29 protein-coding genes are annotated in these 26382 nt (G+C 57.9%); 18 read left to right on the top strand and 11 right to left on the bottom strand.

The features are described from left to right. Positions 1-38: 38 nt before the first annotated feature. Genes aroF through RBB82_RS12155 form a run of 3 tightly spaced genes read left to right on the top strand, consistent with a single transcriptional unit; the run spans position 39 to position 3222 of the window. Positions 39-1058, top strand: a complete 1020-nt coding sequence (gene aroF, locus RBB82_RS12165; protein WP_433970736.1) for a 3-deoxy-7-phosphoheptulonate synthase — start codon at positions 39-41, stop codon at positions 1056-1058. Between the two features lie 18 nt (positions 1059-1076). Beyond that, the gene (locus RBB82_RS12160) at positions 1077-1931 is read left to right on the top strand and encodes a prephenate dehydrogenase (RefSeq protein ID WP_433970735.1); all 855 of its coding nucleotides are present in this window, start codon (positions 1077-1079) and stop codon (positions 1929-1931) included. A gap of 58 nt (positions 1932-1989) precedes the next feature. Then, positions 1990-3222, top strand: coding sequence for a threonine ammonia-lyase (locus RBB82_RS12155; RefSeq protein WP_433970734.1), 1233 nt, complete (start codon positions 1990-1992; stop codon positions 3220-3222). A 26-nt stretch (positions 3223-3248) separates the two neighbouring features. Here RBB82_RS12155 and RBB82_RS12150 read toward each other — a convergent pair whose 3' ends face one another. Then, on the bottom strand, positions 3249-3884 hold the full coding sequence (locus tag RBB82_RS12150) for an energy transducer TonB (protein ID WP_433970733.1): 636 nt from the start codon (positions 3882-3884) through the stop codon (positions 3249-3251). A gap of 106 nt (positions 3885-3990) precedes the next feature. Further along, positions 3991-5217 (bottom strand): D-alanine--D-alanine ligase family protein, encoded by a 1227-nt coding sequence (locus RBB82_RS12145; protein ID WP_433970732.1) that lies wholly within the window; start codon positions 5215-5217, stop codon positions 3991-3993. A gap of 72 nt (positions 5218-5289) precedes the next feature. Between RBB82_RS12145 and RBB82_RS12140 the strand changes: the two genes are divergently transcribed. The 5 genes from RBB82_RS12140 (at position 5290) to RBB82_RS12120 (ending at position 9549) form a co-directional block, all read left to right on the top strand. Beyond that, positions 5290-5487, top strand: a complete 198-nt coding sequence (locus RBB82_RS12140; RefSeq protein WP_433970731.1) for a hypothetical protein — start codon at positions 5290-5292, stop codon at positions 5485-5487. Between the two features lie 69 nt (positions 5488-5556). After that, positions 5557-6036, top strand: coding sequence for a hypothetical protein (locus RBB82_RS12135; RefSeq protein WP_433970730.1), 480 nt, complete (start codon positions 5557-5559; stop codon positions 6034-6036). Between the two features lie 2 nt (positions 6037-6038). Further along, positions 6039-7214 (top strand): hypothetical protein, encoded by a 1176-nt coding sequence (locus RBB82_RS12130; RefSeq protein WP_433970729.1) that lies wholly within the window; start codon positions 6039-6041, stop codon positions 7212-7214. A 284-nt stretch (positions 7215-7498) separates the two neighbouring features. Then, the gene (locus tag RBB82_RS12125; protein ID WP_433970728.1) at positions 7499-9076 is read left to right on the top strand and encodes a DUF6600 domain-containing protein; all 1578 of its coding nucleotides are present in this window, start codon (positions 7499-7501) and stop codon (positions 9074-9076) included. Positions 9077-9303: 227 nt separating this feature from the next. Next, positions 9304-9549 carry a hypothetical protein gene (locus RBB82_RS12120; protein WP_433970727.1) on the top strand — a complete coding sequence of 82 codons (246 nt, stop codon included), beginning with the start codon at positions 9304-9306 and terminating at the stop codon, positions 9547-9549. 220 nt (positions 9550-9769) lie between these two features. On the opposite strand, the gene ychF is transcribed toward RBB82_RS12120, so the two are convergent. Further along, positions 9770-10870, bottom strand: coding sequence for a redox-regulated ATPase YchF (gene ychF / locus RBB82_RS12115; protein ID WP_433970726.1), 1101 nt, complete (start codon positions 10868-10870; stop codon positions 9770-9772). Positions 10871-11009: 139 nt separating this feature from the next. On the opposite strand from ychF, the gene RBB82_RS12110 reads away from it, so the two are divergent. From RBB82_RS12110 to RBB82_RS12095, 4 genes are all read left to right on the top strand, one after another. Further along, complete coding sequence (locus tag RBB82_RS12110) at positions 11010-12047, top strand: VWA domain-containing protein (protein WP_433970724.1); 1038 nt, start codon at positions 11010-11012, stop codon at positions 12045-12047. 70 nt (positions 12048-12117) lie between these two features. Continuing rightward, positions 12118-12660, top strand: coding sequence for a DinB family protein (locus tag RBB82_RS12105; RefSeq protein WP_433970722.1), 543 nt, complete (start codon positions 12118-12120; stop codon positions 12658-12660). A 229-nt stretch (positions 12661-12889) separates the two neighbouring features. Continuing rightward, the gene (locus RBB82_RS12100; protein WP_433970720.1) at positions 12890-13741 is read left to right on the top strand and encodes a methyltransferase, TIGR04325 family; all 852 of its coding nucleotides are present in this window, start codon (positions 12890-12892) and stop codon (positions 13739-13741) included. A 91-nt stretch (positions 13742-13832) separates the two neighbouring features. Then, a complete protein-coding gene (locus tag RBB82_RS12095) occupies positions 13833-14372 on the top strand; it encodes a DinB family protein (RefSeq protein ID WP_433970719.1) in 540 nt (179 codons plus the stop codon). A 49-nt stretch (positions 14373-14421) separates the two neighbouring features. Here the strand turns inward: RBB82_RS12095 and RBB82_RS12090 are convergent, their stop codons facing one another. Then, complete coding sequence (locus RBB82_RS12090; protein ID WP_433970718.1) at positions 14422-14784, bottom strand: VOC family protein; 363 nt, start codon at positions 14782-14784, stop codon at positions 14422-14424. 80 nt (positions 14785-14864) lie between these two features. On the opposite strand from RBB82_RS12090, the gene RBB82_RS12085 reads away from it, so the two are divergent. Then, positions 14865-15302: a DUF1810 domain-containing protein gene (locus RBB82_RS12085; protein WP_433970717.1), complete on the top strand. Its 438-nt coding sequence runs from the start codon at positions 14865-14867 to the stop codon at positions 15300-15302. A gap of 86 nt (positions 15303-15388) precedes the next feature. Here RBB82_RS12085 and RBB82_RS12080 read toward each other — a convergent pair whose 3' ends face one another. Next, complete coding sequence (locus tag RBB82_RS12080) at positions 15389-16810, bottom strand: hypothetical protein (RefSeq protein WP_433970716.1); 1422 nt, start codon at positions 16808-16810, stop codon at positions 15389-15391. Between the two features lie 205 nt (positions 16811-17015). Between RBB82_RS12080 and RBB82_RS12075 the strand changes: the two genes are divergently transcribed. Then, a complete protein-coding gene (locus RBB82_RS12075) occupies positions 17016-17753 on the top strand; it encodes a hypothetical protein (protein WP_433970714.1) in 738 nt (245 codons plus the stop codon). A 30-nt stretch (positions 17754-17783) separates the two neighbouring features. Here the strand turns inward: RBB82_RS12075 and RBB82_RS12070 are convergent, their stop codons facing one another. Then, positions 17784-18626 carry an SDR family oxidoreductase gene (locus RBB82_RS12070; RefSeq protein WP_433970712.1) on the bottom strand — a complete coding sequence of 281 codons (843 nt, stop codon included), beginning with the start codon at positions 18624-18626 and terminating at the stop codon, positions 17784-17786. Between the two features lie 221 nt (positions 18627-18847). Here RBB82_RS12070 and RBB82_RS12065 point away from each other — a divergent pair, with 221 nt between their 5' ends. The 3 genes from RBB82_RS12065 to RBB82_RS12055 all read left to right on the top strand — a co-directional run bounded on the left by RBB82_RS12065 (position 18848) and on the right by RBB82_RS12055 (position 20494). Beyond that, positions 18848-19066: a CopG family transcriptional regulator gene (locus RBB82_RS12065; RefSeq protein ID WP_433970710.1), complete on the top strand. Its 219-nt coding sequence runs from the start codon at positions 18848-18850 to the stop codon at positions 19064-19066. Further along, complete coding sequence (locus tag RBB82_RS12060; RefSeq protein ID WP_433970708.1) at positions 19063-19428, top strand: type II toxin-antitoxin system VapC family toxin; 366 nt, start codon at positions 19063-19065, stop codon at positions 19426-19428. The genes RBB82_RS12065 and RBB82_RS12060 overlap by 4 nt, the downstream gene beginning before the upstream one ends. 208 nt (positions 19429-19636) lie before the next feature. Next, positions 19637-20494, top strand: coding sequence for a hypothetical protein (locus tag RBB82_RS12055; protein ID WP_433970706.1), 858 nt, complete (start codon positions 19637-19639; stop codon positions 20492-20494). 29 nt (positions 20495-20523) lie between these two features. On the opposite strand, the gene RBB82_RS12050 is transcribed toward RBB82_RS12055, so the two are convergent. The 3 genes from RBB82_RS12050 to RBB82_RS12040 all read right to left on the bottom strand — a co-directional run bounded on the left by RBB82_RS12050 (position 20524) and on the right by RBB82_RS12040 (position 24301). Beyond that, positions 20524-22035: an asparagine--tRNA ligase gene (locus tag RBB82_RS12050; protein ID WP_433970705.1), complete on the bottom strand. Its 1512-nt coding sequence runs from the start codon at positions 22033-22035 to the stop codon at positions 20524-20526. A 160-nt stretch (positions 22036-22195) separates the two neighbouring features. Continuing rightward, a complete protein-coding gene (locus RBB82_RS12045; protein WP_433970704.1) occupies positions 22196-23014 on the bottom strand; it encodes a hypothetical protein in 819 nt (272 codons plus the stop codon). A 414-nt stretch (positions 23015-23428) separates the two neighbouring features. After that, positions 23429-24301: a sugar phosphate isomerase/epimerase family protein gene (locus RBB82_RS12040; RefSeq protein WP_433970703.1), complete on the bottom strand. Its 873-nt coding sequence runs from the start codon at positions 24299-24301 to the stop codon at positions 23429-23431. Between the two features lie 94 nt (positions 24302-24395). Here RBB82_RS12040 and RBB82_RS12035 point away from each other — a divergent pair, with 94 nt between their 5' ends. Then, the gene (locus RBB82_RS12035; protein WP_433970702.1) at positions 24396-25226 is read left to right on the top strand and encodes an SGNH/GDSL hydrolase family protein; all 831 of its coding nucleotides are present in this window, start codon (positions 24396-24398) and stop codon (positions 25224-25226) included. A gap of 18 nt (positions 25227-25244) precedes the next feature. Here RBB82_RS12035 and RBB82_RS12030 read toward each other — a convergent pair whose 3' ends face one another. Together RBB82_RS12030 and RBB82_RS12025 are read right to left on the bottom strand one after the other, a co-directional pair. Next, a complete protein-coding gene (locus tag RBB82_RS12030; protein ID WP_433970701.1) occupies positions 25245-25967 on the bottom strand; it encodes a DUF72 domain-containing protein in 723 nt (240 codons plus the stop codon). Between the two features lie 42 nt (positions 25968-26009). Further along, complete coding sequence (locus RBB82_RS12025) at positions 26010-26360, bottom strand: hypothetical protein (protein ID WP_433970700.1); 351 nt, start codon at positions 26358-26360, stop codon at positions 26010-26012. Positions 26361-26382 lie beyond the last annotated feature (22 nt).

The following is a 26382-nucleotide window of genomic DNA, read 5'->3' as shown; positions in this document are numbered from 1 at the left end:
ACTAATTTAGTTACATATAAGAGAGCGAATCGAAGACGATGATAGTTGCGATGCATGGCCAGGCGACCGAAGAGAACATACAGCAGGTAATCGAGCGAATGGTGGAGCTCGGCTTCAATGTTCACCGAACAACAGGCGCGGCACAGACGATCCTGGCGGGGGTTGGGACGCCGGAGCACTTTGAGGTTGCTGAGTTCAAGGTGCTGGCAGGTGTGTATGACGCTTATCGCATCTCTTCGCCGTACAAGTTGGCAGGGCGTAGCTTTCGTCCTGAAGGGACGACGGTCACATTTCCGAACGGCGTGATTGTTGGTGGAAGAGAAGTTGTTGTAATGGCTGGGCCGTGCTCTGTGGAATCGCGGGAGCAGATTTTGACGAGCGCGAAGCAGGTTTCGGCGGCGGGCGCGAAGTTTCTGCGGGGTGGAGCATTCAAGCCAAGGAGTTCGCCGTATAGCTTTCAGGGTATGGGGCTTGATGGGCTGAAGCTGCTGCGTGAGGTCTCAGATGAGACCGGACTGCTCGTGATCACAGAGGTGATGGAGATCTCACAGATCGAATTGATGCTGCCCTATATCGATTGCTTCCAGGTGGGTGCGCGGAATATGCAGAACTTCAATCTGCTGCGCGAGCTGGGACATGTGCGTAAGCCGGTGCTGATGAAGCGAGGGATCGCGGCGACGATTGAAGAGGTGCTGTTGAGCGCGGAGTACATCTTGTCGGGCGGGAACTACAACCTGATGTTGTGCGAGCGGGGGATCCGGACCTACGAGACGTATACGCGAAACACGATGGACATCTCTGCGATTCCGGTATTGAAGAAGTTGACACACCTGCCCGTGCTTGGCGACCCGTCGCACGGTGTGGGCATTCGCGATCTGGTTCCGCCGATGGCGCTGGCGAGCGTTGCTGCTGGAGCTGATGGGCTTTTGATGGAGATGCATCCGAACCCGGACAAGGCGATGAGCGATGGGGCTCAGAGTTTGTATCCTGAACAGTTACAGAAACTGATGACACAACTGCAGCAGTTGGCGCCGGTAGTCGGCAGGACGATTGGGTAAGATGAGGGTTCAAGGATAGTGGAGCGGGTTTTCATCATCGGAACTGGGTTGATCGGGGCTTCGACGGGTCTGGCTCTGCGCTCGGCGGGGTTTGCGGGCCGCATCGACGGGTGGGATGCAAGTCAGCTCGAGATGGCGGGCGCGGTGCAGATGGGCGCGATCGACGGCAGAGCTGCGAGTCGTGAAGACGCACTGGAGCTGGCACGGTTGGCGGATGTTGTTGTGCTGGCGGTGCCGGTGCTAGCGATCAAAGACTGGATGAAGCAGTTAGCGCCTGTGTTGCGCCCGGGGCAGCTCGTGACCGATGTTGGGAGCACAAAGCTTGAGATTGTCGAGCTGGCACAGCAGTTGTTTGTCGGGGGCGAGACAGCAACTTTTTTGCCGGGACACCCGATGGCGGGCAAAGAATCGGGTGGGGCTTTGCTGGCGGAGGCGGGGTTGTTTGATGGAGCGATGTGGTTGTTTACGCCGACCAGCTCTGAGATGACTGCGATAGAGAAAGACTGGCGCGCGTGGGTTGGATGTTTTGGCTCCCGTACGCTGGATATGGATGCGACACGACATGACGAGCTGTGTGCGTGGGTGAGCCATCTGCCACAGATGCTTTCAACTGCGCTTGCGGCACTGCTGGAGGATCGGTTCGGCGATGCGCCGGAGATTGCGGCCATCGGTGGACGCGCGCTGCGGGAAACGACGCGCCTGGGAGCTAGCCCTTACAGTATGTGGCGGGATGTCGCGATGACCAATACTGGGCCGGTCGCGGATACTTTGTTGGCTCTTGAACAACGGTTGCAACATGTGAGGGAGAATCTGCGGACTCCGGAGCTGCGAGATGAGTTTGCGCTTGCGAATCGGTTTCGTCAGCGTCGTTGATGTCAGTTGATCGAAGTTGTTTGATGGGTTGGGACTTTGAAGGAAGAATTTGATGCCTGTGAGCGACTCGATAAATAAAGTTAGTATCAGTCTCGCCGATGTGTCTGCGGCGCGTGAGCGGGTGCGTGGGTCGATCTACTACTCGCCTTGTCCGCACTCGCAGATGCTGTCTTCCCTAACGGGGCAGCAGGTTTATTTGAAGCTGGAAAATCTACAGATGACGGGCTCGTTCAAAGAGCGCGGGGCGTTGAACCGGATTGCGACGCTGACGCAGGCGCAGGCTGCTCGGGGGGTGGTCGCTGCGAGTGCCGGGAATCATGCACAGGGGGTTGCGTATCACGCGACAAAGCGTGGGATTCGAGCGCTGATCGTGATGCCATTGGCGACGCCGCTGGTGAAGGTGACGGCGACGCGTGGGTTCGGCGCTGAAGTCATTCTGCATGGGGCCAACTACGACGAGGCCTGCGAGGAGGCGACGCGGCTGTGCCAGGCGGAGGGGATGACGTTCATTCATCCGTTCGACGATGCAGTGGTGATGGCTGGGCAAGGGACGATTGGCCTTGAGTTGCTGGAGCAGGTTCCGCAGCTGGAGGCTGTTGTTGTGCCGATTGGCGGGGGTGGGCTGATTGGTGGAGTCGCATGCGCGATCAAGGAATCACGTCCGGAGATTCGCGTGATTGGAGTGCAGACTTCCAGACTGCCTTCAATGTTGGCTGCGCGTGGCGAGGGAAGGCCGGTGACGCTCGAGCCTTCGACGACGATCGCCGATGGTATTGCGGTGCGGCGCGCCGGTGATGTTACCTTTCCAGTGGTTGAACGATATGTCGATGAGATTGTGACCGTCGATGAAGACGAGATCGCGTCGGCGATTCTGGTTTTGCTGGAGCGCGAGAAGACTCTTGCTGAAGGGGCCGGGGCGACTGCGTTGGCAGCGCTGTTACAGAAGAAGACTTCGCTCAACGGTGCTCATACGGCTGTGATGGTGTGCGGTGGAAATATTGATGTGACACTGCTGAGCAGGATCATCGAGCGCGGTCTGGTGCAGGATGGGCGCATGATTCGCTTGCGGATTCATCTGCTTGATAAGCCCGGAGCGCTGGCGGAGTTGACGCGACTGATTGCAAGTTATCGCGCGAACATTGTGGATACGCTGTACAACCGTGCTTACTATGGCGTGAATCTTGGCGATACGACAATCGATATCACGATCGAGACGCGCGGACGAGAGCAAGTGGACGAGTTGCTGGCGGCGCTGACAGAGGGTGGATACAGGCACAGCAGGGTTATTTAGCGACCCGCTTTGGCTGAGATCGGGTGTCAGGCCTTTTCGTAGTGGAAGTGAAGCTCTTGCTCGCTGGCTACGGGCTGGCCGTCTTTGGTGGCGGGATGGAACGTCCACTGCTGGACGGTTGCGATTACGTTTTCGTCGATGCCGTGGCCGAGACCGCTGGCCATCTTGATGTCAGCGATCTTTCCGGTAGTGTCGATGACGATGTCGAGGATGACATCGCCCTTTGTACCTCGTGGGAGCGTCGAGAGGTCAGGTTTGGGTGTGGGGAAGTAGCTGACGAGAGCAATGTTGATGTTGCCGGAGCCGAGGGAGTCTGCACCTGCGGCGGAGTCGGGCTGCGCGGAGGCTGGTGAGCTGGTGTTGGGAGAGGCTTCGGTTTCTTTCAGCTTTGGCTGAGGCGGCGACGGTAGTGGGGTGGTTGCTTCGGCTTGTTTGGGTTGCGTTTTTGCGTTGGGGACGGAGGCTTGAAGAGGTGCTCTGCCGGGCGAATACGTCAACAAGAGGTTGGTGCCGTGGGGGCTTCCGGGGAGGCGGATGGGGGCAACCCAGGAGGCGCTTTGGTGTACAAACGCAGCCACGAGAAGGAGATGCAGGGACATGGAGGCGATGGCATACTTCGGCGTGCGGCTTGGAGGTGCAACTGGCTTGCCGATCGTGTCCATGCTGGACTTTCTCCTAACCCGCTTTGAGTGGGCGCCGTCGAAACAGAATAACAGCCGCAGTTTTCGTGGCTGCGGCTGCTGATCCGTGACTTTTGACGGACTTCTGTTAGACGCGAGTGAAGGTTGTCTGTTGCTTTTCTTTGTGGCGTTCGGTGGCTAAAGCGATGAGGCGGTCGATGAGTTGCGAGTAGGGGACGCCAGTGGCCTCCCAGAGTTTGGGGTACATGCTGATGCTGGTGAAGCCGGGCATGGTGTTGATTTCGTTGAGGTAGATGCGGGCGGACTTCGATTCCCTGCCCTTTTTGTTTTTGACGGCGGGCTCCATGAGGAAGTCGACGCGGGCGAGGCCGGCGCAGTCGCAGGCGCGGAAGGCGGCGATGGCCATCTCGCGGATCTGTTTCGCTTCGGACTTGGAGAGCTTCGCAGGAATGATGGGGACGGAGGCGTCGGAGTGGTACTTGGCGTTGTAGTCGTAGAACTCTGCGCCGGGGACGATTTCTCCGACGACGGAGGCCTCGGGGGCGTCGTTGCCGAGGACGGCTACTTCGAGTTCGCGGGGCTTGGCGCCGGGGCCGCCGACGCCCTGCTCGATGATGAGTTTGCGGTCGAAGCTGGCGGCGAGGTCCATTGCGGGGGCGAGTTCGCTGCGGTCGTGGACTTTGCTGATGCCTACGGAAGAGCCTAGATTCGCGGGTTTTACGAAGACCGGATAGGTGAGTTTCTTTTCGATGCGCTTGATGCAGCGCTTCGCGTCGGACTTCCATTCGCTGCGGAGGAGATTGACGTGAGGCGTTTGGGGCAGGCCGGCAGCGGCGAAGAGCTGTTTCATTGCGGTCTTATCCATGCCTGTTGCGGAGCCGAGAACGCCGGAGCCTACGTAGGCGATGTCGGCGAGTTCGAAGAGGCCCTGGATGGTGCCGTCTTCGCCGAAGGTGCCGTGGAGGACGGGGAATATGATGTCGAGGGACTGGGCGAGGGAGCCGTTTTGTTGCGCTAGAGCTGTGCTTGCTTGATTTAAATCAGCGTTTGCGTTGAGTGCGATGGGCTTGGTGGAGGCGTTTTTCTTCAGTGTTGGCGCGGGTTTTGTGTCGCCTGCCAGCAGGCTCTGCGCTTCTCCGGAGGTGAGCCACTGGCCTTGCTTGGTGATGCCGATGGGGATGACTTCGTACTTTGTGCTGTCGATGGATTTGAGGATGGAGGCGGCAGAGAGGAGGGAGACTTCATGCTCGCCGGAGCGGCCGCCGAAGAGGATTCCGATACGGAGTTTGCCGGTGGAGGTTTTCTTTGTCTGCTTCGCTGTTTTGGCCTGTTTCGTCTTCGTCTGCTTGGTCATGGATAGGTACAAGTTTCTACTAAATCGGAGTGGTTAAGCAGGAAAAAGTTCAGGGGGTATCGATGTGGTCTTTTGCAGGGGATTTTGCAGATTTGGTGGTGTTTTTTGATGGTAAATGGTGGTGAATTTGTGGTGAGTTGCATGGTGAATGTGGTGTTTTCGCACCACGTTTTTTGCCGCCAAAAAAATGCGCCAACTTTCGCGAAGATTTTTTTGAATATTTTTGTGGCGCTAGCGGTCGCCATCTTTTTGGATGGCGGCGTGATCTGATGAAAGCAAAGTGCGTGGTGGTTACCTTTGATTCGTTATGGCGCTTTGAGCCGATGTTAGACTTCCGCGATGCAATCAGACCTTCAACAAGCCAGTTCCGCTATTGGGTCCGCGATAGGAGCGGATGCCGCTGAGTTCACTCCGACCGGAGAGAAGCACTTCATCGCGGAGGCCGCGTTGATCGAGATGGGCTCTTCGTTTCTCTTCGCTTTCCTGAAGGGTGTGGCCAAGAAGGCCAGCGATGTTGCGCAGGAGAAGGTGGGGGATAAGTTGGGCACGGCAATTGGCGATGCGTTTGGTAGTCTGCTGAATCGCCTGAAGCGCAAAGAGCCGCCGGTGGGCGAGAAGGATCTTGAGGATGCGCGGAAGGAAGCTGAGACTGCGGTGAAGGCGGGCGGGCTGTCGCAGGCTGAGATCGCGGCGATCGGACAGGCAGTTGCGACCGCGATGGCCGCGGAGTTGTCGAAGCGGTCGGATGCGACGGTCAGCAACAGAGTGGCGGACCAGGTGAAGATCGAGGGCTTGAAGGTTCTAACACCGGGGGCTTAAGTATGTCGGATCAAAGCTGGGTGGCTGGGGATCGGTACGGCGCGTTTTTGCGTTTCTACGTGGCGACGATGCCGCAGGCCGCGGAGGATGGATGGCAGGCGATGCAGCAGTTTGAACGGCTGAGCCCGGAGCAGAAGGAGCCGGGGCATTGGTATCGCTACACCGGCCAGCCCGGGTTGATTGAGGTGCAGGCAGACCATAGTGGGGAGTGGCACGCGGACGGCAAGCTGCCAGAGGGTGTCGATCCGAGTTTGGTGGTGGAGATTCCACCGGGAGAACCTGCCCCGACGCTGTTGGATAACATGCTGGCGATTCTTGGGCAGGTTCCGGCACATCTGCCGAACCATGCGGAGATCGTCCAGATTATGGACACGCTGAAAGACCTGCCGACGCCGGAGCGCTCTGCCCGGCTGGTGAAGGGATTTCAGCAGACGCTGGCATCCGTGCCGCCGGTGGCAGAGGAGCAGATTAAATTTCTGGAGCAGGCGTCGCAGCAGATGGTCGGGACTGAACTGCTCGTGGGCAGGGCCAGAGGCTACGATGCGGCGGGCGTGTTGATGGTGACGGCGATTGCGCGCGAGCTTGCCAAGCTCAGTCCGCAAGCCTGTTCGGCGTTGCTGGCTAAGGCTGCAGCGTGGGATCTGGTTGCGATCGATGAGATGGCGTCGCGACTGATTGAAGGGTGTTGGGGGCTTAAGTTGAGTGCGCAGCTGACGGCTGCGCTGGATTCGCTGCGTGGGCAGGGTGAGAAGACGATTGAAGCGGCGAGGAAGGGATCGTACCCGGAAGGAAAACCGGAGCTTTTGCTTGAGATCTACTACGGCAGCCTGCTGCAGGCCGTGCCTTACCTGTTGGGGGCGAACGCGGGATATTTCAAGCTGAGTAAGGCGCCGAATCTGTCGGAGGACGATCTCGACGCTTTTACGCATAAGGCGGACACGTCAGAGGAGAAGTTGGTACGCATGACGACGGCGCTGCAGTATGCCGTGCAGGATGTTGACCGGTCGCGGCTGGCGAGCAAACGGGCGCAGGTGGCGGCGCTTTTGAAGAGTGATCCAAAGAAGGCACAGGCGCTGGTGAACGAGATCGTCGATCTGGAGTTCTTCTATCCTCCGGTGTTCAAAGCGGTGCTGATGGGTGGTGGAGCGACGCCGGTTGGCGCGTCTCCTGCTGGTTAGGTTCAATTCTCCGCCAGCGTACAAGGCATTGTTGATGGGGGATGCGGAGAGGGTTAGAGTGGACGGCTCTGATGCCTTGCACGATGCTTGATCGCAAAACCTTTGTTCTGATGGTGTTATATCGGCAGGCCCGTCAATACTGAACGATTTCACTGCAACGGTTTCGTAAAAGTGCCGAACAAAGGCCGTGACTATTTGAGTTTTGATGAAGCTATTGCAATCGTCGCGGACGTATACTTGCGGGCACTTGATGTTCCAACTGCTTTGGTTCTGGGAGGCCGGTGATGAAGATCCAATTTGGTTACGGAATGATTCTGGCGATGGCGTTTTCGTTGGCGGGAGTGGTGGCCGCGGGAGCACAGAGTGTAGCGGCCGGGGAGCAGAGTAATCCTTTGGATGCAGATTCTGCATCGACTGCTCACTTGGCGACGGCTGATGTGCCGGCAGTTAGTTCGCCGACGGCTAGTGTGCCTGCGGCCAGCGTGCGAGTGGACAATGGGGCGCGGCCTGGCGATTCGCATGTGAGGATTGTGCGACTGAGCGATGTGAAGGGTACGCTCTCGCTCGACCGCAAGACGGGTAACGGCTTTGAAGCGACGATGTCGAATATGCCGATCATCGAAGGCGAGAAGCTTCGGACGGCTGAAGGGTATGCAGAGATCGAGTTTGAAGACAACAGCACGCTGCGCGTGGCTCCTCACTCGCTGGTGGAGTTTCCGCTGCTGGCGTTGCGTAGTTCGGGTGCGAAGGCCTCGACGATACAGGTGGTGCGAGGCATGGTGTATGTGAACCTGCAGAGTACGAAGGGCAATGAGTTTTTGCTGCGAGCTGGGGATCAGACGGTGACGGTTTCGCCGTCGACGCATATGCGGATGACGGTGGATAACGGGCAGACGGTGGTGTCGGTGTTCAACGGAAACGTGGAAGTGGTGCACGGCTCAGCGACGACGATGGTGACGAAGAAGGAGACGCTGACGCTGGGCGGGGATCAGGTGGTAGTCGCGAAGAAGATCGAGGAAGAGCCGTACGATGCGTGGGACAAGGACGCGAATGACTATCATGCGCGCTACTCGCAGGCGAATGCGATGGTGGCGGGTGGATCGACGTATGGCTTGAGCGACCTGAACTACTACGGGAACTTTATTAACGGCGGAGCGTTTGGATCTTTCTGGCAGCCGTATCTTATTGGCGCGGGATGGAGTCCGTACGGCAATGGCCTGTGGGCGCAGTATCCGGGGGCGGGCTACTCGTGGGTGTCTCCGTACCCATGGGGATGGCTGCCGTATCACTCGGGCACGTGGTCGTTCTTCCCTGGATATGGGTGGGGTTGGCAGCCGGGTGGCACGTTCAATGGGTTGAACAATGTTGCGGGCGTTGCTGGGTTTGCAGGGGGTCCGGTTGGGACTTCGGTGCACTCGCCGCTGCGCGCCGGGTCGCCACAGGCGCCAACCGTTGGCACGGGTTCACTGGTGCTCGCGAATAGTACGCCGATGGTGATGTCGAAGGTAGATAGGCCGGGGAACTTTGTCTTTCAGCAGAACTCGGCAGGGCTGGGCGTTCCGCGTGGATCGTTGGGAAGCCTGAACAAAATCTCGAGCCACGTGGAACAGCATGGATCGGCGAGTATTCCGGTGTATGCTGCTGCGCCTTCGTCGGGGATGACAGCGTCAAACCGCGGCGGGTTTAGCGGGCCGGTGTCATTGCGGGCGGGAACGCCAGCGCAAGGCGGAGGCTCTGGGTTTGCTTCGCCATCGCGTGGGGGATCTTCGGCGTCATCGGCAGGTTCTCACAGCATGGGCGCTCCTTCGGCGAGCAGTGGCGCATCGGGCGGCGCCGGCCACGCTGGAGGAAGTCCTAAGTAGAAGCTGATTGCGCTAGCTGGCCGCTGAGTTGTGTGCTTCGTATTTGTAACTTTATTTGTAGCGAATACGGCACGGAATTTTTGCTATCAGCTTCGGCGTCGCTATCGCTCTGATGGGTGCCAATGTGGCCGTTGATGGCTGCCGTTTAACTTCGTCGCAAAGCGGGATGAAGGGTGACAGATTCTTCTGCCGTTGTCGTACTCTTAAGTTGAAGGAGATAAGTATCTATGTCGGATGAAGATTTGAAGGCTGAGATTGAACGGTTGCGAGCAGAGAACGACAAGCTGAAGAATAAGAGTGGCGGGCGTGGGCTCAGCCTGAAGGTCAGCGAGAAGGGTGGCCTGTCGCTGTATGGAATGGGCCGGTTTCCGGTGACGCTGTATAAGGAGCAGTGGAGAAAGATTATTGAGATGGCACCGGAGATTGAGGCTTTCATTCAGGCGAATGACGGTGCTTTGAAGACCAAGGAGTAGCGGTCCTGTTGGATGAAAAGGCGGCTCCTTTTTGGAGCCGCCTTTTTCTGTTTCGCTGGCGGTTTGAAAGAAGAAGAACAGACAACTACAAAAGCGAAATGCGGGGGTTCTTCCCCTTCGACTAGCTCAGGGTCAGAATGACAGGCATCTTTCGTTGCTCAGTAGTGTTTTGTTGCTCAGTAGTGTTTTGTCGCTCATGAATGCCTATCGGGAATCGGTTCTAAACGTTGAATTTGAAGAAGAGGATGTCGCCGTCTTTGACGATGTACTCTTTGCCTTCGGAGCGGAGGAGGCCCTTTTCTTTGACGGCCTGCTCGCTGCCGTAGGTGAAGAGGTCGTCGGAGGCGTAGCAGTCGGCTTTGATGAAGCCCTTTTCGAAATCGGAGTGTATGACGCCTGCGGCGCCGGGGGCCTTGGTGCCACGACGGATGGTCCAGGCGCGGACCTCCTGCACGCCAGCGGTGAAGTAGGTGATGAGGTCGAGCAGGCGATAGGCGGAGTGGATGAGGCGGTTGAGGCCGGGTTCAGAGAGGCCCATCTCTTTGAGGAACTCGTCGCGTTCGGCTGGCTCGAGTTGGGCGATCTCGGCTTCCATCTGGCCGCAGATGCGGACGACCTGGCTTCCCTCTTCTTCGGCGCGCTTTTCGACGGCGGCGGTGTAGGCGTTGCCGGTGGTGAGGCCGCCTTCGTCCACGTTGGCAACGTAGAGCTGGGGTTTTGCGGTGATGAGGAAGAGATCGCGGGTGTAGGGTTTTTCTTCGTCGGAGAGATCGACGGTGCGGGCTGGCTTGCCGGCTTCGAGGGCCTGCTTCAGTTTGGATAGAGCGGCGAACTCGGTCTTGATCTTGTGATCGGCGGAGGTGGATTTGTTGAGCTTCTCGACTTTGGTGTGGCGCTTGTCGACGGTGTCGAGGTCGGCGAGGAGGAGCTCGGTGTTGATGATGTCGATGTCGTGGAGGGGGTTGACGCCGCCGGCGACGTGGATGACCTCGGGGTCGTCGAAGCAGCGGACGACGTGGCAGACGGCGTCGGTGGCACGGATGTGGCCGAGGAACTGGTTGCCGAGACCTTCGCCTTTGCTGGCGCCTTCAACGAGGCCGGCGATGTCGATGAACTCCATCGTGGTGGGGACGAGCGATTTGGGCTTGATGAGAGCGGAGATCTTTTGGAGGCGCTCATCGGGCACGGTGACGACGCCGGTGTTGGGGTCGATGGTGCAGAAGGGGTAGTTGGCGGCTTGCGCCTTGGCCGAGGTGAGGGCGTTGAAGATCGTTGATTTTCCGACGTTGGGGAGACCAACGATTCCGCAGTTCAATGGCATTGTGCTATTTCCTTGTTTTGCTATTCCCTGTGATGGCTTGGGTACGAGGCTGGTTTGGCGTCGTGGGTGTCCTTTATAGGATACCTTTTTGCTGGTTTTCTCGTGCCGATCGACAGTTGGCTCGTCTAACTTAGACGCAATGATGAGGCTCTGCAAATTCGTTGTTTGCTTTGCTGCTTTGGGTGGTGCAGCGCTTGCGCAGACGACGCTGCATACGACGACCACGCTGGTTGTTGTGCCGACGCTGGTGGAGACGCAGGATCGAGAGCTGGTGTATTCGCTGAGGGCTGATGATTTTCTGCTGACGGACAATGGAGTTCCGCAGAAGGTGACCCTTGAGGAGGAGGCAAAGCGGCCCCTGTCGCTGGTGGTGTTGATACAGACGGGCGGGGATGCGCGGGGGCAGTTTCCGAGTTATGAGCATCTCGACACGATGCTTGGTTCGCTGCTGGGGAAGGCTCCAAATGAGGTTTCAATTGTGAACTTCGACAGTCGCCCGGAGGCTGCGTCTCCTTTTACGTCGAACGTTGCCGAATGGCGGGACGCGATCGATCATCCTGACGATGGGGATCATGGGGCTGCGATCTTCGATGGTTTGGCGTATGGGCTTGAGCTGCTTGAGAAAAGGCCAACGGGTAATCGGCGTGCAATTTTGCTGATCAGCCAGGAGCATGATGTGGGGAGCAAAACCACGTTGAAGGAGATCGTTCGTGATGTAGGCGAGACGAATACGGCGATCTACAGCATGACGTTTTCAGCTGAGAAGACAGCAGCCCGAGAGGCGTTCAAAAATCCGCACGCAAATCCGCCGCTTACGCTAGGGGCTCCCAACGGTCTGCAGAATATACCAAACGCCGGCGGCCAATATCAGGCCTACTTCAATCTCAGCGCGCCGCTGGCTTTGGTTCTGGGGGCGATGCGGAGAAATACTTCTGCAGAGGTTGCTGAGTTGTCGGGAGGCGAGTGCGGAAGCTTCGACAATCGACGGGAGTTGGCTGAGGATCTCGGCATACTGACGAACCATCTTCGCAATGGCTACGTACTCACTTTTGCGCCGACGTCTACCGAACCGGGTCTGCATACGATTGCGGTGCGGGTTGCCCATCATCCGGAGCTGACAGTTTCGGCGAGGAGCAACTATTGGGTGTCTGAGCGACCGATGCCAGTGCAGAAATGACAGGGCGTTGACAAAAAAAGTCTGGAGCAGGCGGTGTGTGGCGGTAGGCTGGAGGGACGAGGTGACAGGGATGCAATCGATGCGTGTGATGTTCGCGATGGCGATGGTAGTGACGACAGGTGTGGCGCTGGGACAAGCACAGGCTGCTCCAGCGGGGCCGACTGGGCCTGCGGCTGAGGTACAGCGAAGCTATGGAACCTTCAAAACTAACATTCTGAAGTCTGCCGACAAGATGCCCGACGCAGACTATCCGTTCAAACCGACAGCGGACGTGCGAACCTTTGCGCGTGTGGTAAATCACGTTACCGAGGCGCAGTTCAGGACCTGCGGCGCGTTGAATGGCACGGCAGCAGCCGATATTCAAAAGGCGCCGGCAGAGACTGCGGATAAGGCCACTATCATCGACGCGCTGAAGCTTTCGTTTGCGGCGTGCGATAAGGCGTTTGCGGCGACCACGGATGCGAACCTCGCAGATATGTTCGACGTGTTCAACGCAAAGCGGTCGCGCATTGGCATTTTGTGGGGCACGGTGGCGCATGACGATGAACAGTATGCGACGCTTGCGCTCTATCTGCGATTGAAAGGGTTGGCACCTCCCAGCAGCGAGAAGTAAATGCTGTTGAGGATCAACCTGGGCACCGTTTCGTCGGCGTCTCATGAGGTGCCTTCAGCCTGCCGCTCGCTGTGCTGATGCCCGTAACCCAGGATTTCTCGCCGCTGGTTAAAGCAACGGGAGGCGTGCTCACTCTCGTCGAATAAGACGAGGGTGATGGTGAGCAAAACTTGACTTCAACGGTGACAGCCGGAATAGTTCCTTCATGAGGCGCGCAGGGCAGATTGCCTTGACAGCTCGACTTGTGGAAGGCGTGGGGCGCTTTCGTGCGGGTCAGTATCTGCTGCGGGGCTTTCAGAGACTGCCTCTGACGCGTTCGCTTTATCGCGGGCTGGTTGGGTATCGACGGCCGTTTGCGTCACTCGAAGAGGCGGAGGCAGCGGTGGCGCGCTATTCGCTGGGTGGTCACGAACATCCGCAGAATGTGAAGAACCATCTCGGCATGTACTCTCGTGCGAGACCGAGTGATTATGCTGCGTTGTTTTATATTCGGCCGATTTTGCATTGCATCAAAAGAGTCTTCGACCTGGGAGGAAATTCGGGCAATCTTTTTTATTCGTACTCGAATTATCTGAGTTGGCCTGAGGGTTTGGTGTGGCAGGTGCTCGATCTGCCGGGGAATATGGCCGCAGGCGAGGCCATTGCGAAAGAGCGCGAGGCGCAACAACTTCAATTTACTGGGGAGTGGATGGATGCAGATGGAGCGGATCTCCTGATCGTTTCGGGATCGCTTCACTATCTGCATCGGCCGCTGGCGGAGATGATTGGCGAGTTAACGGTGAGGCCTTCGTATATTTTGATTAACCGCACGCCGATGACGGATGGTGCGCCAGTCGCGACGATTCAAGACCTTGGTATCTTTCGGATTGCTTGCATGGTTCACAACAAGAGCCAGGTGATTCACGATTTAGAGCAACTCGATTATGTTGTGGTCGATGAGTGGAAGGCGCATGAGCTTTCGCTGGAGATTCCGGGGTATCCGGAGTTTAGTGTTCCTGCTTACACGGGGATCTTTCTTCGGCGTAAGGATGTCTCGGAGCGGGAGATGCAGGTTTCGACGGAAGATCACGCTGCGATTTGAAATGCGAGCGAAGATCGAGATGCGGCTTTAGAATGATCTCGTCAACAAGACCTTGGTCGATCGGTACGTTAATCCATCTGCAGGAGATCGTATGAGACGAGTTCTAATTGTTTTGGCGCTGGCCGTTGCGGCTTCGTCAGGCTTTGCCATCGCGCAAGACCAGAAGCCTATGACGCTGAAGGCTGTTCTGCTGGAGCAGCTGCGGACAACGCATAACAAGGCGGAGTGGTTTGTTCCGGCGAATACTGCAGTTGCGGGTTTGACGCCGGCGCAGGCGAGCTGGACCGATAAGAGCGGGAACCACTCGGTGGGGCAGTTGGCGAATCACCTGGTGTTCTGGGATCGCGAGTCGTTGGCGAAGTTCAAAGGCGAGAAACCGGCGAAGTTCGATGGCAATAACGACGAGACCTTCAACAACTTTGATGAGAAGAGCTGGAACGATACGGTGAAGCAGCTCGATCAGGTGATGACCGACTGGGAGCAGGCGGTGGAGTCTGCCGATGACGCGAAGGTCGCGCTGTGGGCTTCGACGATTGCGCACGTTGGAGCGCATAACGCTTACCACATTGGACAGATGGTGTATGTGCGGAAGCTACAGGGTGTCTGGGATCCAAATAAGGGCGTGAAGTAGCGCCGCTTTCTCTGTGGTGTGTTCGTCTTCCGCTGATCGTGTGTTGCGACTAGCCCCGATGTTGATAGATGCCCAGAATGTTGCCTGCGGGATCGCGGAAGTGAGCAGTGATCTCGTGGGCGTTGGGGTCGATGGGCTGGACGATCTCGCCGCCGTGGGCGGTGATGAGATCGACAGTTGCGACTGCGCTGTCGACCATGATGGAGATGACGATACCCAATTGATTGGATGGAGGACGATTGAGCACCCACATACCACTCACCTCGACACCGTCATCAAATGCAGTGGTGCCATCGGCGTGATGGCGGAGTTCCCAGCCGAAGACGGAGGCGTAGAAGGAGGAAGAGACGGCTATATCCGTGGCGGGGATTTCGAGGTAACAGATCTTGCCGTTAGCGTAGTTTGGAGACATGGTGGACTCCTTCGGACTGAGTCTACTGCATGTTGGAGCACGTCGTGGAAGTTGGTTGTACTGTTGCTGTTGGGAGAGGCATGGTGAATATGGTTGCGGATAACGACGAGTTCGATCTGGATCGGTTTGCGGAGGCGCAGTTAGGCGTCTTCGCGCAGGCTTGTGCAGAGTTGCGAGCGGGGCGCAAGAAGAGCCATTGGATGTGGTTTGTGTTTCCACAGATTCGCGGGCTCGGGAGTAGTCCGATGGCGGTGAAGTATTCGATCTCGGGGCTGGATGAGGCGCGGGCTTATCTGGCGCATCCCGTCCTCGGGTTGCGGCTGCGTGAGTGCACAGCGATCCTGGTGGGAGCGAAGGATCGGCCGGCGAGGGAGATCTTCGGGGATCCTGATGATCTTAAATTTCATTCGAGCATGACGTTATTTGCTAAGGCTGAAGAGGGTGGCGGCGTGTTCCAGGAGGCGCTGAAAAAGTATTTTGGTGGGGAGATGGATAGGGGAACTTTAGAGCGGATTTAGACTTTGCATCGATGCCCATTTCACGACAGATGATTTTGTTGCGATATGGGCATCGATGTTTGTCTCGTTGATTTGCTTCTCGTCTGTCATCCGATGACGCGGTAACCAAGCTGGAATGGGTTAGCGGCGAAGCCTGCAATGAGGTACCAACCAGTTGCGCCGATGTGGAGTGATGGGCCGTAGGTGAAGCCGAAGCCCGTGTCGAGGACGCTCGATGATGCGACGATGCCGAGACCGCTGGGGATTACTCTTCCGCCTGCGGTTTGACCGACGCCGAGGATCTGCTGCGCGTGCTCGATGTCTTTCAATAATTGAACGGCCTTTGTGATATCTGTAAGGAGAGCCGGAAGCGGTTCGCCTCCGCGCAGGACTCTTGCAGTGAGAGCGGCGGCGGTGTGGGCTGTGCCTTCGAGCCATACTGCGTGCGGATCGTTGGCGGGGCTGGTGAGGCTGACGTCGGAGAAGGTCATTCCGTGGACGACCTGGCTGCCGGTGAGGCTGGTGTTTGGGGATGACGCGGTGTCGGTGGTTTGAAGATTTGCAAGCGCCCAGTCGATGGTGCCGCGAGAGCGTGCGTCGAGGAACGCGAGGTAGGACCAGGTCTGGCAGTCTTCGGGGATGGGTGAGGGATTGATGGTGATCTGGTCAGGCAGCGTGCCAGTGTAAAAGAACGGACCCTTCGGGTTGAACATGGCGAAGACGAATTGAATGGCGTGTTGAGCGAGAGCGGTCCAGGTCATGCCGTTGTTGGCGCAGCCGCCGTCGGTGAGAGTGTGGAGCATGGTGAAGAAGGCGTAGGTGTCGAGATTGCCCTCGGTGGATTTGCCGTTGGGCGAAGGCTGGGATTGATTGAACTGGTTGATGATGGCGCCGTAGGAGTAGCCGCCCGGGCCCTGGGTGTTGTAGGTGTTGGTGACGATCCAGTTTGCGACTAAGAGCGCGCCGGTGAGGTACTGCTTGTCGCGGGTGCGGCGATAGAGCTGGGCGAGGGCCATGCCGGCCCAGGCTTGATCGCCGACGGAGCTGCCGTAGAAGAAGAATGGAAACGCTGCGGGGGTGATGAAGGCGCCGCTCGAGTCGGGCGCGTTGACGAAGTAGGCCTGGGCGAAGCGACCGTCGGCTACGGGGAAGTTTGTCGCCTGCGCGTGGAGAAGGCCGAGGCCGAGGGTTTTGGCGCGGGCGAGGTCGTCCTGCTGGCCGCGAGAGAGATAGGCGTGGATGGCGACGGCGTTGTCGTAGGTGAAGCCGGTGGAAAGGAGAGCTGCGTCGCTGTAGCTCTGGGAGAGACGGATAGTGGAGCCGGAGGCGTAGGCGTCCATCATTAGGTTCTGGAAGGAGAAGCCGCGGGCGAGGGAGGTAAAGAGATCTTGTGCGTTGGTGAGAGGGTTAGCGTTTGCGAGCTGCGCGTGTGCCGACTGCGGCGCGAAGAGTGATGGCATTGCGCCTGCCACTGCGGCGGTGGAGACCATTCCGAAGAGGCTGCGACGCGTGATGCTTGTAGATGGCATTTAGGGAGCCCTCCTTTTGGGCACCGCCACTCTACGCTTGGGTTTGGAAGAGGCGCAAGAGTTGGAGGGTGGTTAGTTAGTGAATATTTGAGGAGACAGGAATGGGTTTTTGCATGAGAGCGGGAGTGCGTCTTTTACAACCGCGTAGCCTGCGCGTGCATCTCGCTGTGAGAAGGATCACATTTGTTGGCGGATCGAGGTGCGCGTGGATCGAGCATGGAGAGTTGCGGCAGCTCTTGTAGTTGGTCTCGCTGCACCGACGCTCGCAGCGGGGTGCGGCAAGCATGAAGCGCAGGCTACTGCTGCTCCAGCACCAGCGATGAAGCCTGCGCCGCCTACTCCTATCGACGTGAAGAAGACTGAGGTAGGTGGGCCAACATGGGATCCGGAGTGGGACAAGATTGTGGAGCTGGCTTTGCCGCCTGAGATGCTGTCGGCGCAAGTGCCTCATGATGTGAAGCGATTCTGTCCGGCGTTCTATGGGATGTCAGAGGAAGATAAACGTGCATTCTGGGCCTACTTTTTTCAGGCACTGGCAGGCGCGGAGGCTGGGCTGGAGCCGACGGTGCAGGCGAAGCACTCGCAGCCAGAGATGGTGGTGAAAGACGAAGTAACCGGGCGTCAGGCGCGGACTTCTGGACTGTTGCAGCTCACGTACGAAGATCAGAAGCGGTATGGTTGCGACTTCGACTGGGAGCGAGATAAGAAGCTGAAGGTGGACGATCCGGCGAGGACGATTCTGCAGCCGAAGAACAATCTCGAGTGCGGAGTGAAGATTCTGGATCACCAGATTATCGAGAAGCATAAGCCGCTGCTGTCGGGGTCGGGGTATTGGTCGACGCTGCGGTCGGGGACGGTTAGCTATCGGGTGTTTGCGAAGCAGATGACGAATGTTCCGGCGGCCTGTGCGATGCAGACCACACGGAAGGTTGCTCAGCGTTGATTTAATTAGCGGATGGTCAATGACCTTTTGCTAGCTTGATCCGCCTAACTTGGCGAAGAAGGTTGCGTCGTCTCCGGCGTTCATGTCGATCCAGTCTTCGTCGGTCATTGCCGTGCGCCATTGAATGAATCCGAGTGCGTCGGGGCCGACGGGATGGCGGAGTTGCCATGTCCCGCTGTCAGCGACTTCGAGAATCTTGTCGGCTACGAGCGATGGGGGGACGGGAGTCTTCAGGGAGTGCTCGAATAAGGCGGCGAAGCGTGCGCTCTGGCCGTAGGGTGATTTGGCTTCGGGGTGTTCGATGCGGCGAGCCATTGCGGTGTCGATGATGCCAGGCTCGACGAGGGCGACACGGACGTTGAAGGTCTTCATCTCACCGGCGAGGCCTTCGCTGAGAGCTTCGAGCGCCCACTTTGAAGCGCAGTAGGCGGTGAGTGGCGGGTTGCAGATGCGACCGGCGACGGAACTGATGTTGATGATGCAGCCGCTGCGGCGTTCGCGCATGGATGGAAGTACGGCTTGCGTGCAGCGGAGCACTCCGAAGTAGTTGGTCTCCATGACGGATCGAAAGGCGGAGAGCGGAACCTCTTCTACGGAGCCGACAGCCTCTACACCTGCGTTGTTGACGAGGACGTCGATGGGTCCGTGATCTTTTAGGATTGCCGCGATCGCGTCGTGGACGGATGCGTCGGAGTCCACATCCATTTTGGAGATGAGGATGGGTAGTTTTTCTGCGGCTGCGGCCTCTGCCAGGGCCGGTGACTGCGTGGGATTGCGCATGGTGGCGAAGACTTGATGGCCGGCTCTTGCGAAGGCTAGCGCTGCTTCTAAGCCAATTCCCTTGCTGGTGCCGGTGATGAGAACTGAGGCCATGTTTTCTCCTTGGTGAGTTCGCGGCCCGAGTCGCTTTTTGTATGTGGGGATTGTTCGTGTTTATTGCCACCTCAGCCTAACCTATTTGGCGGATTTTATGGTGCGACACAAAAGTAACCCGCTCATGCGACGCCGGCACCAATACTTATGAGACGCTTTTCCGTGCAGCCTATCATGTGCAATTAGTGATATCGTAGCTGTATATCATCTTGAGGTGTGGGATGCGGACGCTTGTGGATTTGCCTGAAGAAGAGTTGGAGCAGCTGACTGTGTTGAGTAAGGCGCGGCGGGTTTCCCGGGCGGAGTTGATCCGGCAGGCGGTGACCGGGTACCTGGAGCAGAACAAGGCGGGACTGGAGGACTCATTCGGCCTGTGGAAGAAGAAGGCTGTGGATGGCGTGAAGTATCAGGAACGGCTGCGGGGTGAGTGGGAGCGGTGAGCGAGTTATTCGATACGAATATTTTGATCGATCATCTGAACGGAGTCGCCAAGGCCACACGCGAGTTGAAGCGGAGTAATCATCCCGCGATCAGCATGATTACGTGGACCGAAGTGATGACGGGCGCGGCTTCGCCTGCGGAAGAGGCAGTGCTACGGTCGTTTCTGCTGAACTTTGAGTGCCTGCCGGTCTCAGGCGCTGTCGCTGAACGTGCTGCGGTGGTTCGGCGGGAGATGAAGATCAAGATGCCGGATGCGATTATTCTAGCGACGGCCGAGGTGTCGGGGCGAGAGCTGGTTACTCGTAACGTGAAGGATTTCCCGACGGGGATGCGCGATGTAAGGGTGCCTTACAAGGTTTGAATAAGATTCGCACTTCGCGCGAATGCCCACTCATGCGATGAGACTGCATGAATGGGGCACCCGAGGTATGGGTGAGTTTCAATGTATGGCCACCCACCCTGTCTAAATGTGGGCGTCCCGTCACCCGAGTTAAGAATTGACTGCTTGAGATAGCGCTAATGCGCGGCACAGGTTATTCTTCTCCTGCCCTGCATAGGGCATTCAGAAAATGCGGCCCATACTGAGCTTTGATAACAGTGCGTTCAACCAGATCGTGAGAGATCCGAGTCCTGATAGCATTCTCTCTGCTATTACTGCTGGGTATTATTCAAATATTCCCACGATGGCGTTTGAGGAGTCTTTCGCAACTCGAAATGAAGAGAGACGAAGCCAACTGATATCGGTTTGTCGTCGTTTGCTCAGGTCGGGTGCTTGTCTAATGCCGCCTCATTGGATCATCGATTTTCATGTGAAGGCTTTTCACAAAGATCGCAAAAATTACGATTGGACAAAGGTGAACGTCCGGGCGGACTTTGTAGAAGACACAATTCTCCGAGACACTCTGGAGAATGACGAAAAACTTGTAACGGAGCAAGCAGTTGAACTCAGGAGACTTCAGGATGAATTTGAACTACTCTTTAAGCAGTCAGAGCGTCGATTTGATTCGTTTTCGGAATGGTTAGAGGAGAGTCGGAAGCCAGGGGGCTCATTCTGGAATACTGCTCGACTGCTATACGAAGGCGCGTTCGGAAGTACAGATTCAGTAGCGCAAAGTGAACCTCTCAATGAAACCCCAAGCGAGGAAACTCTGAGAGACTTTCTAGACGTTTGCCCGCCGGCTAGAGCCTTTGTCTATGCCTTCGAGTTAACTCTCTACGACCGTAGCTTGCGAGCGGATAAGAAGCAGTCTTATAAAGCGGGCCGGAACGATCAGATGATGGCCGCATATCTTCCCTATTGCGATAGATTCCTAACCGACGATACTCATCAGTATCGTGGATTCATCGAAATAGCGAAGGCGGCGAATATTCCCGTCCAAGTTCAGCTCTACAGCGATTTCTTGTCCGGCCACTTGATTAAGGTATAGCAGCCCGCCTCATCAATGATGAGACATGACTACGGATAGATTCGGTTCAAGGTGCGGGCGAAGGGGATGGTTTCGCGGACGTGGTCTAGGCCGCAGATCCAGGCTACGGCGCGCTCGATGCCCATGCCGAAGCCGGCGTGAGGGACGCTGCCGTATTTGCGCAGGTCGAGGTACCACTGGAAGGCGTCGAGCGGGAGGTTGTGCTCTTCGATGCGGGACTTGAGGAGGTCGTAGCTGTCGATGCGCTGGGAGCCGCCGATGATTTCGCCGTAGCCCTCGGGGGCGAGGACGTCGACGCAGAGGGCCTTGGTGGGGTCGAGCGGGTCGGGCTGCATGTAGAAGGCCTTGAAAGCGGCGGGGTAGCGGTGGATCATGACGGGCTTCGAGAACTGGCTGGAGATGTAGGTCTCGTCGGGGCTGCCGAAGTCGTCGCCGTATTTGTGGGGGGCTTCGAGCTTGCCTTCGGCGAAGGCTTTTTCGAGCATGGCGTGGGCTTCGTCGTAGGAGAGGCGGGGGAAGCGGTTTGCTGGCGTCGACATTTGTGGCGTTTCGAGCGAAATACGGGGGTCTCTCCGCTCCGCAACAGACGATGATGCCGTCTGTTGCTCCGGTCGAGATGACGAATCGTTCTCAACTTCAACATCAGGGCGAGAGGCGGCGTCATTGGTGGCGGCGTCCGGGACGATGCCCACGACGGCTTCTAGCTTGGCGATGTCTTTGCCGATGACTTTGAGGTCGGCGCGGTGAGATTCGAGGACGCGGGTGACGATGTGGGTGATGAAACCTTCGGCGAGGTTCATGAGGCCGTCGAGCTCGAGGAAGGCGACCTCGGGTTCGATCATCCAGAACTCGGTGAGGTGGCGGCGAGTCTTCGATTTTTCGGCGCGGAAGGTTGGGCCGAAGCTGTAGACCTTGCCGAGTGCGAGGGCGGTGGCTTCGATGTAGAGCTGGCCGGACTGGGTGAGGTAGGCCTTATCGTCGTCGAAGTAGTCCATCTCGAAGAGCTCGGAGGTGCCTTCGCAGGCGTTGGGAGTGAGGATGGGTGGATCGGTGCGGATGAAGCCGTTGTTATCGAAATATTCTGAGGCTGCGCGCATGATGGTGGCGCGGACGCGGAGGATGGCAGACTGGCGCGGGGTGCGGACCCAGAGGTGGCGGTGCTCCATGAGGAAGTCGACGCCGGCCTCTTTGAGCTGGATGGGGAACGGGGTTTCGACGGGGACTTTTTGAATGACGGTGACGTCTTCGACGTCCAGCTCGTAGCCGCTGGGAGCCCTCGCGTCGGCGCGGACTTTGCCGGTGACGGTGAGGCTGGACTCGAGGGTTAATTCTTTGAGCGTGTTGAAGACCTCTTCGGAGACGGCGGCTTTGGGGACGATGCCCTGGATGGTGCCGGTGCCGTCGCGGAAGATGGGGAAGAGCAGCTTGCCCGATGCGCGGAGGTTGTAGAGCCAGCCGCGGAGGGTGATGATCTGGCCTTCGTGCTGCGAGAGGGAGGCGATTGTGGCGAGGGGGGCGGTGGGAGCTGCGAGTTCTGACATGACTTAATGAGTTTACTCGTACGCCATCTTTTTCACGTCGGATCTGCTCCGCCAAGGAACCATGTCGAGTTGAAAAACCGTCGCAACTCTCCGCGCGGGTGCTCCACTCACGCGATAGGGCCGCATGAATGGAGCACCTGCGTTGAAGGGGTTTAAACAGTTAGAAGCCGTTGCTGCCTCCCTTTTTCTTGCGGCGCGCGTCGGGAGGGGTGATTGATTTGCCCGTTTTTGGAGTGCCGCAGTCGTTGTGGAGGACGTTCGAGGGATCGGGAGAGCTCTCGAGACAAGGGATGGCGCTCAGGTACTCGTAGATGGCATCCATGTGATGGTCGGTCATGTTGTGGAATGTGGGCCACGGCATGACCTGGAGAAGAGCTCCATCGACGGGAGGCGGAATGCAGTTTGCCGGAGTAGGCACGGGAGCAGGTGAGGTGCAGGTTGGGTGGAGCTTGTCGAAGTCGATGCCGGTCTTCAGGATCCTCTTGAAATCTGCGAGGGTGTGGCCGCCTTCGGGCCGGCCAGTCTTGTCCGGCGTCAGATTGCGGGCGATGATGTCGGGACCGACATAGTCTCCGTAGGCCGCGGGTGGGTAGACACCGGGGATTGGCGGAACGGCTGGGCCGAAGTCGGAGCCTCCTTCGAGGTATGTGGTGGGATCGACTTTAGCGGGTTGCCCAAAGTAAGGGTTTCCGCCTGCGGCGTAGTTGAAGTTTGGGGGACCGCCGCCGTTGTGGCAACCGTTGCAGTCCCCGGCTGCGTTGACGAGATAACTGCCTAGTCCCACAAGCTCCCTATCCTTGCCTTGAAGGTTGAGCGGGACGGGAGCGATCTGGAATCCGATTCTGACGAGGGACTCCTCGTGCTCCCAGTTGTTTTGCGCTTGAACGGGACGTGAGTTTCTCCACGTTCCTGCGAAAAGAACAATGACTAACGTCACGGCGGCTGCCGCGGCGATTCTGATTAAATTGTGCGATTTCACATCGATTCTCCCTTCTTGCGTCGATTGACCAGAAGGCCTGTCCAGCCGCGATTCCCGGGTTGGAATCTGGTGGATATTTCAGGTTGTGGGGGGCCCATTCGCGAAAAGCGTATACCTACGTTACGGGAGTGTCAAACAAGCACGAGGTCGCGCAGACGACGCTTGGATGTGATTGGCAGGCGGCGTTTTAGACGAAGCCGAAGAGAATGGGTCACAGAAAAAGCAGGTTCCCTGCGGGGACGATAAGCAAGGAAGACAACACAAACGGCAACCCGTGGGTTTCTCCACTCCGCTGCTCGCAAAGAGTGTGAGCAGCATCGATCGAAATGACAGTTCTGGAGTGGGCCTAGAGAAGACAACAGCAACTGCAACAACCGCAGCAGATTCTCCGACTGCGCTTAAGATGAAAAATTCTTATGAGGATTGCAGTTGTTCGGTGGTTCGCTTGAGGAGGTCGAAGGCTTGCGTGGCTTTTGTGGTGGCGGATTCGGTTGTCTCTTCCAGCTCGTGGGCGATCTCCAGGATGCCGGGGGTGTTGGCTGGGAGTGTGGCGATATGGCGGGCTATGTTCTGCCAGTCGATTCCCGCGGTGCCGGGCCAGAGGTGGTCGTCCTTTGCGCCGAGGTTGTCGTGGATGTGGAGCTCGGCGATGCGGGGCTTCAGGAGTTCGAAGGCTTCGTCGATGCCTTTGTTGTTTTCGGGTGCCGATAGATGCGCGTGGCCGATGTCGAGGGTGACACCGACTCGGTCGAAGTGGCCGACTTTAAGGATTTCGAGGAGGTGTTCGGGCGTGGTGATCTCGTTTTGGAGATTTTCTAACAGGATGCGGACGCCTAGGGGATGGGCGAAGGCCTTGAGGTGCTCGATGGCGGTGAGGGAGTTCTCGAGGGCGCGGAGGTTCCAGGCGTCGTCCTTGTAACCGAGGTGGAGGGTACAGGCGGTGATGGGGATCTGCTCGGCGGACTCGAGGGCGCGCTTGACCTCGTCCATGGCGGAGATGCGGCGGGACTTTTCGGGATCGATGAGGTTGAGGTTGGGGGCGACGTGGCGGGACCACTGGGCGTCGGCGCGGTCGCTGATGTAGAGAGGTTGGTGGAGGGTAGCTCCGACGCCGGTGTTGCGGAACCAGGTGGCGATGTCGCGGACGGCGGCGCGGTCGGTGTAGTCGAAGTGGTGGCGGGCGGCGAAGAGCTCGATGGTTTGGACGCCGCTTTTTTGCAAGGCGTCGAGCAGGCCGGGGTGCAGGCGCTGAGGGAGGAAGACGTGAGTGGAGATACCGAGTTGCATCACCTCTTAAGGTACAGCAGAGAGGTCGCAAGGTGTCAGGAGGCGAAGGTTTCCGGGAGTTCGGCTAGAATCGGAGCGCTATGGAGGAGATGGGATGAAGAGTTTAGGGCGAGCGGTCTTTTCGGGTTGCGTGACGGTAATGATTGGGATGATTTGGACGGGCGGAGTGGCTTATTCGCAGTCTGGGACGATGGGTAGTACGGTGCCGCCTCCCGCTTCAGTTCCTGCTCCTGCTCCTACACCTGCAGCGGCTCCCGTCGATGTGGAGAAGCAGATTGCGACGATGCAGGCTAAGCTGGCGGATTGGCCGCAGTTGGCGAGGTATAAGGCGGATAATGCGGCGCTGGGGCCGGTCGGCGCGGGCGAGCAGCGAGTGGTGTTTTATGGGGATTCGATTACCGACGGTTGGGGACGGCGGCCCGAGACGGGGGAGTTCTTTCCGGGGAGGTCGTATGTGAATCGCGGGATCAGCGGACAGACGACGCCGCAGATGGTAGTGCGGTTTCGTCAGGATGTGATCAGTCTGCATCCGTCGGTGGTAGTGATTCTGGCGGGGACGAACGATATTGCAGGAAATACGGGGCCGATGACGCCGGAGATGACCGAGGATAACTTTAGGTCCATGATCGACCTGGCGAAGGCGAATGGGATTCGGGTGATTGTGGCTTCAATTACGCCGGCGGCTGACTATCCGTGGAAGAGGGGTTTGGCGCCGGCTCCGAAGATCAAGACGATCAACAGCTGGTTGCAGGGGTATTGCGTGAATCATTCGGTGACGTATCTCGACTATTACTCGGCGATGGTGGGGCCCGATGGTGGAATGAAGGAGGGGATCAGCTTCGATGGCGTGCATCCGAACGCGCAGGGCTACGCGATTATGGGGCCGCTGGCGCAGGCGGCGATCGATAAGACGCTAGGCAAGTAGATGTGCAGCGACACAGATTTAATGCGCGACGAGACGTTTAAGGCTTAAGGCATCGCCGAACGCAGCACCGGAGGCGGTGTTGTCGAAGATGCACCAGATCTCTTTTGCGGATTGCTGGTTGATGGTGGCGGCAAGGGCTTGCAGGTAGGTCTCCGGATAGGCGGAGTAGTACATGCGCGGGCTGCCGTGGAGACGGCAGTAGATGAGTTCGCTCGAGCCACCGGCAGTGGCGGCTTCGGGTATTCGCGCGGGGTCGGCCACTACTCTGGCGATGTTGAACTCTTTCAGGAGATGATCTGCTTCAACTGTGAACCACGTTGGATGGCGTGGTTCGAAGACAGCTGGCCCTTGGTAAAGATCGCGAAGCATGGTGAGGAATGCTTTGGCGATGGTGAGGGAGAAGGCTGATTTTGGCGGGAGTTGAAAGAGGATCGGACCTAGTTTTTCGACCAGGGAGCGCACTTCACTGAGGAAGTCTTTCAGCTGATCTGAGGTGCAGGCGAGTTTTGCTTCGTGGGTGATTGCCTTCGGCGCTTTGACAGAGAAGCGAAAGTTCTCGGGGACAGTTGCGCTCCAATCCGTCCACGTCGAGAGACGGTGGGAGCGGTAGAACGAAGAGTTGATCTCGGAACAGTGGAAGAGGTGCGAGTAGCGAGCGAGATGTGTGCCGTCCAGAGCAAGATCGTTGGCGTACTGCTTCGGGACGCTCCAGCCGGCAGTGCCTATGCGGATAGACGACATGCTTCTGTTCGATGCAGATGAGGCTTTTGGCGGCTGGCCTGCTTACCAATGGATCGATGGGCTGAAGATGTAGCGGGTTTCGAGAAATCGCGCGAGGAAGAAGAGAACCACCATGATGCTGGTTGCCCAGTAGAAGATCTGCAGCGGGAGGGTCGCTGAAAGGGATGGGTGCGGAAGCGGCTCGGCCTCGCGGAAGATGAGACCGCCGATGAGGCTGATTCCGGCGGAGAGTGCGAGGAGAAGCAGCGAGTCGATAATTCTGTCGTTGATGGCCTGGTGCGGCTGGAGAAGAAGCTGCGGGTCTTCGAGGGTGAAGAAGGCAATGTGAAAGACTGCAAAGAGGGAGAGCAGGCAGAGGAGAAGAGCGACGGGTTTGGCGAGTTCGAGCAGCATGCTCCGACCCCCTCCGAGTGTG

The organism is Tunturiibacter lichenicola (assembly GCF_051013355.1).
Classification (GTDB): domain Bacteria; phylum Acidobacteriota; class Terriglobia; order Terriglobales; family Acidobacteriaceae; genus Edaphobacter; species Edaphobacter lichenicola_F.
This window is presented reverse-complemented; position numbering and strand designations above follow the sequence as displayed.

Bases quoted from the DNA above. Each gene is read 5' to 3' on its own strand.
- RBB82_RS12040 (WP_433970703.1), bottom strand. From the start codon at position 24,301: ATGCAACTCGGTATCTCCACTCACGTCTTCCTCCCTCAGCGCCTGCAC.
- RBB82_RS12090 (WP_433970718.1), bottom strand. From the start codon at position 14,784: ATGTCTCCAAACTACGCTAACGGCAAGATCTGTTACCTCGAAATCCCC.
- RBB82_RS12120 (WP_433970727.1), top strand. From the start codon at position 9,304: ATGTCGGATGAAGATTTGAAGGCTGAGATTGAACGGTTGCGAGCAGAG.
- RBB82_RS12150 (WP_433970733.1), bottom strand. From the start codon at position 3,884: ATGGACACGATCGGCAAGCCAGTTGCACCTCCAAGCCGCACGCCGAAG.
- RBB82_RS12125 (WP_433970728.1), top strand. From the start codon at position 7,499: ATGAAGATCCAATTTGGTTACGGAATGATTCTGGCGATGGCGTTTTCG.
- RBB82_RS12130 (WP_433970729.1), top strand. From the start codon at position 6,039: ATGTCGGATCAAAGCTGGGTGGCTGGGGATCGGTACGGCGCGTTTTTG.
- RBB82_RS12110 (WP_433970724.1), top strand. From the start codon at position 11,010: ATGATGAGGCTCTGCAAATTCGTTGTTTGCTTTGCTGCTTTGGGTGGT.
- RBB82_RS12080 (WP_433970716.1), bottom strand. From the start codon at position 16,810: ATGCCATCTACAAGCATCACGCGTCGCAGCCTCTTCGGAATGGTCTCC.
- RBB82_RS12030 (WP_433970701.1), bottom strand. From the start codon at position 25,967: ATGTCGTCTATCCGCATAGGCACTGCCGGCTGGAGCGTCCCGAAGCAG.
- RBB82_RS12025 (WP_433970700.1), bottom strand. From the start codon at position 26,360: ATGCTGCTCGAACTCGCCAAACCCGTCGCTCTTCTCCTCTGCCTGCTC.
- RBB82_RS12065 (WP_433970710.1), top strand. From the start codon at position 18,848: ATGCGGACGCTTGTGGATTTGCCTGAAGAAGAGTTGGAGCAGCTGACT.
- RBB82_RS12050 (WP_433970705.1), bottom strand. From the start codon at position 22,035: ATGTCAGAACTCGCAGCTCCCACCGCCCCCCTCGCCACAATCGCCTCC.
- RBB82_RS12095 (WP_433970719.1), top strand. From the start codon at position 13,833: ATGAGACGAGTTCTAATTGTTTTGGCGCTGGCCGTTGCGGCTTCGTCA.
- RBB82_RS12055 (WP_433970706.1), top strand. From the start codon at position 19,637: ATGCGGCCCATACTGAGCTTTGATAACAGTGCGTTCAACCAGATCGTG.
- aroF (WP_433970736.1), top strand. From the start codon at position 39: ATGATAGTTGCGATGCATGGCCAGGCGACCGAAGAGAACATACAGCAG.
- RBB82_RS12135 (WP_433970730.1), top strand. From the start codon at position 5,557: ATGCAATCAGACCTTCAACAAGCCAGTTCCGCTATTGGGTCCGCGATA.
- RBB82_RS12070 (WP_433970712.1), bottom strand. From the start codon at position 18,626: ATGGCCTCAGTTCTCATCACCGGCACCAGCAAGGGAATTGGCTTAGAA.
- ychF (WP_433970726.1), bottom strand. From the start codon at position 10,870: ATGCCATTGAACTGCGGAATCGTTGGTCTCCCCAACGTCGGAAAATCA.
- RBB82_RS12145 (WP_433970732.1), bottom strand. From the start codon at position 5,217: ATGACCAAGCAGACGAAGACGAAACAGGCCAAAACAGCGAAGCAGACA.
- RBB82_RS12035 (WP_433970702.1), top strand. From the start codon at position 24,396: ATGAAGAGTTTAGGGCGAGCGGTCTTTTCGGGTTGCGTGACGGTAATG.
- RBB82_RS12105 (WP_433970722.1), top strand. From the start codon at position 12,118: ATGCAATCGATGCGTGTGATGTTCGCGATGGCGATGGTAGTGACGACA.
- RBB82_RS12085 (WP_433970717.1), top strand. From the start codon at position 14,865: ATGGTGAATATGGTTGCGGATAACGACGAGTTCGATCTGGATCGGTTT.